The 8,428-nt window shown below is 63.2% G+C and carries 7 protein-coding genes; all 7 read left to right on the forward strand.

Going from position 1 to position 8,428, the window contains the following annotated elements; translation table 11 throughout:
* The first annotated feature begins 172 nt into the window (after nucleotides 1-172).
* Nucleotides 173-1,498 (forward strand): HlyD family type I secretion periplasmic adaptor subunit, encoded by a 1,326-nt coding sequence (locus tag B2S33_RS02355; protein WP_028687424.1) that lies wholly within the window; start codon nucleotides 173-175, stop codon nucleotides 1,496-1,498.
* The gene (locus tag B2S33_RS02360) at nucleotides 1,495-2,910 is read left to right on the forward strand and encodes a TolC family outer membrane protein (RefSeq protein WP_027914282.1); all 1,416 of its coding nucleotides are present in this window, start codon (nucleotides 1,495-1,497) and stop codon (nucleotides 2,908-2,910) included. Before B2S33_RS02355 ends, B2S33_RS02360 begins: the two co-directional genes overlap by 4 nt.
* 462 nt (nucleotides 2,911-3,372) lie before the next feature.
* Entirely contained in the window at nucleotides 3,373-4,404 is a 1,032-nt protein-coding gene (gene gmd / locus B2S33_RS02365; RefSeq protein WP_027914283.1) for a GDP-mannose 4,6-dehydratase, read from the forward strand.
* On the forward strand, nucleotides 4,404-5,300 hold the full coding sequence (locus B2S33_RS02370) for a GDP-mannose 4,6-dehydratase (protein ID WP_145280463.1): 897 nt from the start codon (nucleotides 4,404-4,406) through the stop codon (nucleotides 5,298-5,300). Before gmd ends, B2S33_RS02370 begins: the two co-directional genes overlap by 1 nt.
* The gene (locus tag B2S33_RS02375; RefSeq protein ID WP_288649739.1) at nucleotides 5,297-6,439 is read left to right on the forward strand and encodes a glycosyltransferase family 4 protein; all 1,143 of its coding nucleotides are present in this window, start codon (nucleotides 5,297-5,299) and stop codon (nucleotides 6,437-6,439) included. The genes B2S33_RS02370 and B2S33_RS02375 overlap by 4 nt, the downstream gene beginning before the upstream one ends.
* A complete protein-coding gene (locus B2S33_RS02380) occupies nucleotides 6,436-7,545 on the forward strand; it encodes a glycosyltransferase family 4 protein (RefSeq protein WP_027914286.1) in 1,110 nt (369 codons plus the stop codon). Before B2S33_RS02375 ends, B2S33_RS02380 begins: the two co-directional genes overlap by 4 nt.
* 75 nt (nucleotides 7,546-7,620) lie before the next feature.
* Nucleotides 7,621-8,428: NAD-dependent epimerase/dehydratase family protein (locus B2S33_RS02385; protein ID WP_288649742.1), on the forward strand; the 808-nt coding region annotated here is incomplete at its 3' end.

Raw genomic sequence — 8,428 nt, forward strand, 5'->3', positions numbered from 1 at the left:
CCGGCAGGGGGCCCCCCGCCCCGCGCCGGGCCAGCCCCCGGCCGCGCCGCCTGCTGCCCCCAATGCCACGCCCCCGGCCACTCCGCCCGCTGCACCCAATGCCGCGCCGCCCGCAGCCCCCGCTGCCGCGCCTGCCACCACCACCAGCACCGGCGTGTGAAAGGATTTCTAGATGAGCAGTAAAGCGATCACTACCTTCGATCACAATTTCGACGACATGCCCACGTCCGATCGTGGCATTCGCCGCATCGGCCTGACCATCGTCTTCGTTACATTCGGCATTTTCGGCAGCTGGGCGGCCTTCGCGCCGCTGAGCAACGCTGTGCACGGTTCCGGTGTGGTCACCGTGCAGAACTACCGCAAGACCGTGCAGCACCTTGAGGGCGGCATCGTCAAGGAACTGCTGGCCCGTGACGGCGACCTGGTCAAGAAGGGCGACCCGCTGATCGTGCTGGATGAATCCCAGCTCAGCGCCGAATACGAGTCCACCCGCAACCAGCTGATCGTGGCGCGCTATAAAGAAGCACGCCTGCGGGCAGAGCGCGATGGCCTTAACGAAATCCCGCCGGTCAAAATGGACGGCACTGACTCGGTCCGTGCTCAAGAGGCCATGGCGGGTGAGTTGCAGGTGTTCAACGCACGGCGCAACTCGTTGCAGGGTGAGATATCGGTCAACCGCGAGCGCATCCAGCAGATGAAACAGCAGATCGCTGGTTTGAACGACATGATCGGGACCAAGAGCGGGCTGGAGAAGTCGTACACCGGTGAAATCAAGCAGCTCAAGGAGCTGTTGGCCGAAGGCTTCGTGGACAATCAGCGCCTGCTCGAGCAGGAGCGCAAGCTGGACATGCTCAAGACCGAAGTGGCGGACCATCGGTCCAACATCACCAAGACCAATCTGCAGATTGGTGAAACCGAATTGCAGATCGTGCAGTTGAAGAAGAAATTCGATTCCGACGTGGCCAACGAGCTTTCTGACGTTCAGGCTCAGGTTTTCGACCTTCAGGAAAAAGAAGCAGCCCTGCGTGACCGCCTGTCGCGTGTGGTGATACGCGCACCTGAAAGCGGCATGGTGCTGGACATGAAGGTGCACACCATCGGTGGTGTGATCAGTGCGGCTACGCCGATTCTGGATATCGTGCCTGCACAGTCGGAGCTGGTGGTGGAGGCCAAGGTGGCCACGCGGGACATCGACCGTCTGGAGTTGGGTAAAACCGCAGACATTCGTTTCACCGCCTTCAACCAGGCCACCACGCCGGTCATCGAGGGCAAGCTGGTGCGCATTTCGGCGGACAGCCTGACCGACGAGCGCAGCGGCGACACCTACTATCTGGTGCGTGTGCAGGTGACCGAAGATGGCATGAAGAAGCTCGGCAGCCGCAAGCTGCACCCCGGCATGCCCGCTGAAGTGCTGATCAACGCCGGCGACCGCACCATGCTGCAGTACCTGCTCAAACCGGCCCGCAACATGTTCGCCGAATCGCTGATCGAGGAATGATTGTGCTGCGTTTGCTACCTGGAATGCTGATGTGCATGGTCGCCTGCCAGGCGGTGGCCGTGGAAGGGAAGGGCGCGCCGGCTGACGTGCCCAAGGCGGTGTCGGCGTCAACCTACACGCTGGACCTGGCCGGCCTGTACCGTGAGGCCAGGCTGGAAGACCCTCGGGTGCTGGCCGCCTATGCCCGCGCGCGCTCGGCCGAAGCCCAGCAGCGCGAAGCCTTGGGCGGCCTGCTGCCGCAGGTGTCGGCCAACGCCAACACCAGCCGCGTGCTGCGCAAGAACGAGATCGACCGCGACATCTATAACAACGAAAGCTATTCGTTGAGCCTGACCCAGTACCTGTACAACAAGCCGGCCTGGGAGCGGTACCAGAAGTCCAAGAGCGTCAAGGACCAGAAGGGCCAGCAGGCCGAAGATACCCTGGCCGAAGCCACGGTCGACCTGGCCAAACGCTACTTCGTAGCCCTGGCCGCCGACGACGAGCTGGCGCTGGTGCAGGCCGAGCGTCGCGCCACTCAGAAAAACCTGGACCGTGTCACCAGCATGTTCGACCGGCAGATGGCCAAGATCACCGACAAGCTGGACATGCAGGCGCGCGTCGACTTCCTGGCCGCCCAGGAGGTGGAAGCCCGCAACCAGGTGCAGGTCAGCCGTGAGGCGCTGGCCGAGATCGTCGGTCGGCCCATCACCGAGCCGCTGAGCCGGGTGCGTAACGATGTCGCGCTGCAGGCGCCCACCCGCCCTTTGCAGGAGTGGTTGACCCAGGCCGTGGAAACCAACCCGCAGCTCAAGGCCTCGCGCAGCGGTGCCGAGGCGGCCATGGCGGCCGTGCGTGAAGGCAAGGGTGAGCACTATCCGCAGCTGTCCCTGAGCCTGAGCGCCCAGCAGAGTGACCAGGGTTACGACAACACCCAGGCGCCGCGCAGCGACAGCTATGTGGCAAGCCTTGGGGTGAAGATCCCGATCTACAGCGGTGGCTCCACCTCGGCCCGTGTGCGTGGCTTGTATGACGAGCAGTTGGCGGCCGAAGAACAGCTCGAAGGCATTCGCCGTCAGGTGGTGAAGGAAACCACCACGGCCTTCCTCACGGCCCAGGCGGCGGTGGACAAGATCCGCGCCAACCGCAACGCCCTGTCCTCGGCCCAGCAGTCCAGCGTAGCGGCGCAGAAGGCGTTCAGTTACGGGGTGGTCAACGCGGTGGATGTGCTCACCAGCGTGCAGAACGAGTTCAAGGCGCGTCGTGATTTGCTCAAGACGCAATATGACTTCATCACCAATCTGTTCCTGCTCAATCGTTGGGCGGGTCAGCTCAACCAGGACAGCGTGGACAACGTCAATGTGTGGTTGAGCCCTGTGCCAGAGCCGACCCTGCCGGGCGGTGACGTGGCGCGGCTGGATGCGCGCCGCTGATTGGACGGGTGGAATGGGCTTGGGCGGTAGCTTGGGTGGTTGAAAGGGGGCGCTCGGCAGGGGCCTGTTAACGTTTCTCAGAGCCGTACGCGGCCCCCGTGTGGGAGCGGCCCCCGGGATATCCGCTGCGAAGCTGCAATCCTGGGGCCGCTTTGCGGCCCATCGCGGCGCAAGGCCGCTCTCACACGACCAGCCTTTAGAACCCACCCAAATTCAGACCATTCCTACACCCCAAGCACTGGCCATTCTCCCCCCTGGAACTTATTCTCCCGCGCCGGTTCCTAACCCCTTCAATAAGGCCTGACCAGCAGCTGGCGCCGCGCCAGTACTTTGTGAGTCGAGTACTCCCCCCGACCTATGTATACTGCCGCATGCAAGCGAGTACGCGCGGCTCGGAGCTGCCGCGTCAAGCCCCAATAATCACACATGCCCGCACGGCACTATCGGAGTTGGTTAAGTCGCATGAAAGCAATCGTTACTGGGATCACTGGTCAAGACGGCGCCTACCTGGCGGAACTGCTGCTGGAAAAGGGCTATACGGTCTACGGCACCTACCGTCGTACCAGCTCGGTTAACTTCTGGCGTATCGAGGAGTTGGGCATCCACACCAACCCTAACCTGCACCTGGTCGAGTACGACCTCACCGACCTGTCGGCCAGCATCCGCCTGCTGCAAACCACCGAAGCCACCGAGGTGTACAACCTCGCCGCACAAAGCTTCGTGGGTGTGTCCTTCGAGCAACCCCTGACCACCGCCGAAATCACCGGCCTGGGCGCTGTCAACCTGCTCGAAGCCATCCGTATCGTCAACCCGAAGGTACGCTTCTACCAGGCCTCCACCTCCGAAATGTTCGGTAAGGTGCAGGAAATCCCGCAGGTCGAAACCACCCCGTTCTACCCGCGTAGCCCCTACGGTGTGGCCAAGCTGTACGCCCACTGGATGACCATCAACTACCGCGAGTCGTACAACCTCTTCGCCACCAGCGGCATCCTGTTCAACCACGAGTCGCCCCTGCGCGGCCGTGAGTTCGTGACCCGCAAGATCACCGACTCGGTCGCCAAGATCAAACTGGGCCTGCTGGACAAGCTGGAACTGGGCAACCTCGACGCCAAGCGCGACTGGGGCTTTGCCAAGGAATACGTCGAAGGCATGTGGCGCATGCTGCAGGCTGACGAGCCAGACACCTTCGTACTGGCCACCAACCGCACCGAAACCGTGCGTGACTTCGTCACCATGGCCTTCAAGGCCGCTGGTATCGAAATCAACTGGAGCGGCAAGGACGAAGCCGAGCAGGGCACCTGCGCTGCAACCGGCAAGGTACTGGTCGTCATCAACCCGAAATTCTACCGCCCAGCCGAAGTCGAGCTGCTCATCGGCAACCCGGCCAAAGCCAAGCAGGTACTGGGCTGGGAGCCTAAAACCAGCCTTGAAGAGCTGTGCCGCATGATGGTCGAAGCCGACCTGCGTCGTAACGAAAAAGGGTTCTCGTTCTGATGCAAATGGCCAGCAAACGCGCACTCGTCACCGGGATCAATGGCTTCACAGGTCGCTACATGGCGGCCGAATTGCAGGCCAATGGTTATGAAGTGATCGGTACCGGGAGCCAGCCTTCGGCGGCGCCCGATTACCACCAGGTCGATCTGGCCGATGGGCCGGGCCTGCGTGCGTTGCTGGCCGAACTGCAGCCGGATGTGATCGTGCATCTGGCTGCCATTGCGTTTGTCGGGCACGGCGCTGCCGATGCCTTCTATCAGGTCAACCTGATCGGCACGCGCAACCTGCTCGAAGCCATTGCGGCCTGCGGCAAAACGCCAGAGTGCGTACTCATTGCCAGCAGTGCCAATGTCTACGGCAATGTTTCCGAAGGGATGCTGGACGAGCACACCCCGCCTGCACCTGCCAACGACTACGCCGTCAGCAAGCTGGCGATGGAGTACATGGCAAAGCTGTGGTGCGACCGGCTGCCGATCGTCATCACGCGTCCGTTCAACTACACAGGTGTTGGGCAGGCCGAGAACTTCCTGCTGCCCAAGATCGTTTCGCACTTCCAGCGCAAGGCCCCAGCCATCGAACTGGGCAACCTGGATGTGTGGCGTGACTTCAGCGACGTGCGCGCCGTGGTGCGTGCCTACCGTGGCCTGATCGAGGCGCGGGCAGTGGGCCAGACCGTGAACGTGAGTTCCGGCATCACCCATTCGCTGCGCGAAGTCATCGCCAAGTGCTCCGCCATCACCGGGCACACGCTTGACGTGCAGGTAAACCCTGCGTTCGTGCGCGCCAACGAGGTCAAGACCTTGTGCGGCGACAACGCCCGCCTGCGGGCGCTGGTGCCGGGTTGGAAAACACCCGATCTGGACGAAACGCTGGGTTGGATGCTCGCCGGTCAATGAAGGTCATTCTTTCCGTCGAGTCGGTTCGCTTCCCGCTGACCGGTATCGGGCGTTACACCTACGAGCTGGCCTCGCGGCTGCAGCAGTGCGATGACATCGACGACCTGCGGCTGTTTGCCGGGCGCAGCTTCGTGCCAGCGCTTCTCAAGCCAGCAGACCAGTCCGATGCCGTGCATGGGCTCAAGCGTTTCGTCCAGAAAAACGCCTTGGCCGTCGAAGCCTACCGGCGGCTGATGCCGTTTCTGCGTAAGCGCGCATTGCGTGGGCATGATGACTTCATCTACCACAGCACCAATTTTTACCTGCCGCCCTTCGCAGGCCGCAGCGTCGCCACGTTCCACGACTTGTCGCCTTTCACCTGGGCCCATTGCCATACCCCGCAGATCGCCCGGTACTTGCAAAAAGAGCTCCTGCTGACGCTTGAGCGGGCCGATGCGCTGATCACGGTGTCCCATTACATTCGCCAGGAGCTGGCCGATTACTTCAACTGGCCGCTTGAGCGCATTCATGCGGTTCCCCTGGCCAGCTCGCCGCAGTTCCATCCCCGTAGCCCGCAGGCGCTCACACAAACGCTGGCGCGTCATGGTCTCGAACCTGGTGGCTACAGCCTGTTCGTGGGCACCATCGAGCCGCGCAAGAACATCGAAAACCTGCTCGACGCTTATGGCCGCCTACCGCTTGCCCTGCGCCAACGCTTGCCGCTGATCCTTACCGGCTACCAAGGCTGGCGCAGCGAGGCTATCCATGCCCGCATCGCCCAGGCGCAGCAGCAGGGCTGGGCCCGCTACCTCGGCTTCGCCCCCAGTGAAGACTTGCCATTGCTGTTCGCAGGCGCCCGGCTGTTCACCTTCCCGTCCCACTACGAAGGCTTTGGCCTGCCCGTGCTCGAAGCCATGAGCTCCGGCGTGCCGGTGGTGTGCTCCAACAGCTCTTCGCTGCCTGAGGTCGCAGGCCATGCAGCGCTCATGTGCGCGCCCGATGACGTGGAAGGCTTGACCGCACTGCTGCAACGGGGCCTGGAAGACGAAGCTTGGCGCGCCACGGCCATTGCCCAGGGCTTGCAGCATGCCGGTGGTTTCTCGTGGGAACGGTGTGCCCAAGGCACCCTTGAGGTGTATCAAGCGGTCAAGCAACGATGATCAAGGTTCTGCATTTTTTCAAAACCTACTACCCCGATTCCATGGGCGGTATCGAGCAGGTGATCTTCCAGATCGCCGAAGGCACCCAGGCCCACGGTATCGAACCTGAGGTGCTGTACCTGAGCTCACGTGGCGCTGCCCGCAACGAGCCGGTGGCCAACCACCTCACGCACCGTGCCAAGCTGGACCTGCATGTCGCCTCCACCGGCTTTTCGTTGTCGGCCTTCAAGGACTTTGCCGAACTGGCCCGCAAGGCCGATATCGTGCATTTCCACTTCCCTTGGCCGTACATGGACCTGGTGCACTTCGCCACCCGGCTGAACAAGCCGACCGTGGTCAGCTACCACTCCGACATCGTCAAGCAGAAGTGGCTGCTCAAGCTGTACCAGCCGCTGATGAACCGCTTTTTTTCTAGCGTCGACCGCATAGTGGCCTCTTCGCCCAACTATGCGGCGCACAGCCCGGTATTGACCCAGTTCAAGGACAAGGTGTCGATCATCCCGTATGGTCTGGACCGGTCCACGTACCCCAAAGCCAGCGCCGAAAAGCTGGCGTACTGGCGGCAACGGTTGGGCGAACGGTTCTTCCTGTTCGTCGGGGCGCTGCGTTATTACAAGGGGCTGGACTACCTGCTGGAGGCCGCGCGTATCAGCGGCTTGCCCGTGGTCATCATGGGCGGCGGCTTCCTGGAGCAGCAGCTGCGCCAGCAGGCCAGCGACGCGGGCCTGAGCCAGGTGCAGTTCCTGGGTGGCTTGCCGGACGAAGACAAGGTGGCGCTGCTGGAACTGTGCTATGCCTTTACCTTCCCGTCGCACCTGCGTTCGGAGTCCTTCGGCATCTCGCTGCTGGAAGCGGCCATGTACGGCAAGCCGCTGATCTCCTGCGAAATGGGCTCCGGCACCACCTTCATCAACCTGGCCGACCAGACCGGGCTGGTGGTACCGCCGCGCGATGCACCGGCGCTGGCCCAGGCCATGCAGCAGCTGTGGGACGACCCGGCCCAGGCCCAGGCCATGGGTGCCGCCGCCCAGCAACGCTTCGAGAACGTCTTTACCGCATCGGCCATGGCCAATGCCTACGCCGAGCTGTATCGCAGCCTGTTGTAGCCCGGTCAGTCAGGCACAACGGGCGCGAAGATCGCCGCATGCCGGCCTTGCCGGTGTGAACCGAGAACGGATTTCATGGAACGACGCACGTTATTGATCACTGGGGCCTCGGGCTTTGTCGGCAGCGCCCTGTGCCAGGGCCTGGCGACGGTCGAAGGCCTTACGCCCCGCGCCGCCTTGCGCCCCAGCAGCCAATCGCCTCTGGCAGGCATAGACGCGGTCACCGTTGCGGACCTGAGCGCCGAGACCGACTGGCAGGCGGCCCTTGTCGATGTAGACGTCGTGGTGCACGCGGCGGCGCGTGTGCATGTGATGAAGGAAACCGCCACCGACAGCCTGGCCGAGTTTCGCCGTGTGAACGTGCAGGGCACGCTCAACCTGGCCCGCCAGGCGGCGGCTGCGGGCGTGCGCCGCTTCATTTTCATCAGCTCGATCAAGGTCAATGGCGAAACCAGCCAGCTGGGCCGGCCCCTGCATGCCGATGATACCCCCGCGCCCCAGGACGCCTATGGCGTTTCCAAGCACGAGGCCGAGCAGGGGCTGCGGGCGGTAGCCGCCGAAACGGGCATGGAGGTCGTCGTGATCCGGCCGGTGCTGGTCTACGGCCCAGGCGTCAAGGCCAACTTCCTGAGCATGATGCGCTGGCTGGAGCGTGGCGTGCCCCTGCCGCTGGGGGCGGTACACAATCGCCGCAGCCTGGTCTCGCTGGGCAACCTGGTCGATCTGATCATCACCTGTGTGGATCACCCAGCGGCAGCGGGCCAGACGTTCCTGGCCAGTGATGGCGAGGCTGTATCCTTGAGCGAGCTGCTGCGGGCCCTCGGCCGGGCGCTGGGCCGTCCAGCCCGCCTGGTGCCGGTGCCCGCCGCGCTGTTGCAAACGG

This window comes from Pseudomonas sp. UBA5568, from assembly GCF_002425525.1.
GTDB classification, from domain to species: domain Bacteria; phylum Pseudomonadota; class Gammaproteobacteria; order Pseudomonadales; family Pseudomonadaceae; genus Aquipseudomonas; species Aquipseudomonas fulva.